Source organism: Bradyrhizobium sp. NBAIM08 (genome assembly GCF_020193935.1).
GTDB classification, from domain to species: Bacteria; Pseudomonadota; Alphaproteobacteria; order Rhizobiales; family Xanthobacteraceae; genus Bradyrhizobium; species Bradyrhizobium yuanmingense.
On sequence record NZ_JADYVR010000062.1, the window covers coordinates 1 to 667 of the forward strand.

At 49.8% G+C, this 667-nt stretch carries 1 protein-coding gene; it reads right to left on the reverse strand.

Going from position 1 to position 667, the window contains the following annotated elements; all coding sequences use genetic code 11:
* Positions 1–145 precede the first annotated feature (145 nt).
* A partial coding sequence (locus tag I6F37_RS38375; RefSeq protein WP_225154124.1) for a TIM barrel protein occupies positions 146–667 on the reverse strand: 522 nt, incomplete at its 5' end.

Below are 667 nucleotides of genomic sequence, written 5' to 3' on the forward strand. Positions count from 1 at the left end.
CAGCAACAGCATGATTACGCCAGTTAACGCAATGCATAACAATGTAATTGTGGACATGGGAAACCCTGTCTGAAAGTTATAGTTAACCTACCCCATCCGTAGATGGGGGGATGTATGGGTACGTTGTAATTAGGGATTTAACGAATTAGCGCCAGGCGTCAAACCAGCCAAGCCCTTCTTCGGTGAGGCCACGAGGTTTATATTCACAACCGATCCAGCCCTGATATCCCACCTCATCGAACAGGCGGAACAGCCACGGATAGTTGATTTCTCCATCGTCCGGTTCATGTCGATCAGGTAGTCCGGCAATTTGTACGTGCGCATATTTCCCGGCGTAGTCGCGGATTAAATGCGTCAGGTTGCCATCTACTTTTTGCGCATGAAAAGTATCTAGTTGAATAAACACGTTATCTCGCGCAACCTCTTCAACAATAGCCAGTGCCTGATACTGGCTGGAGAAGAGATAATGAGGCTTAACGTCGGGGCTGAGTGCTTCAACTAATATTCGCTTGCCGTGTAGCGCAAAGCGGTCGGCAGCGTAGCGGAGATTATCGATAAATACTGCCCGGTACCGTTCAGCGTCTTCGCCAGCGGGCACGACGCCTGCCATCACATGGACTTGTTCACAATTGAGCGCCAATGCATATTCCAGTGCCAGGTCGATGTC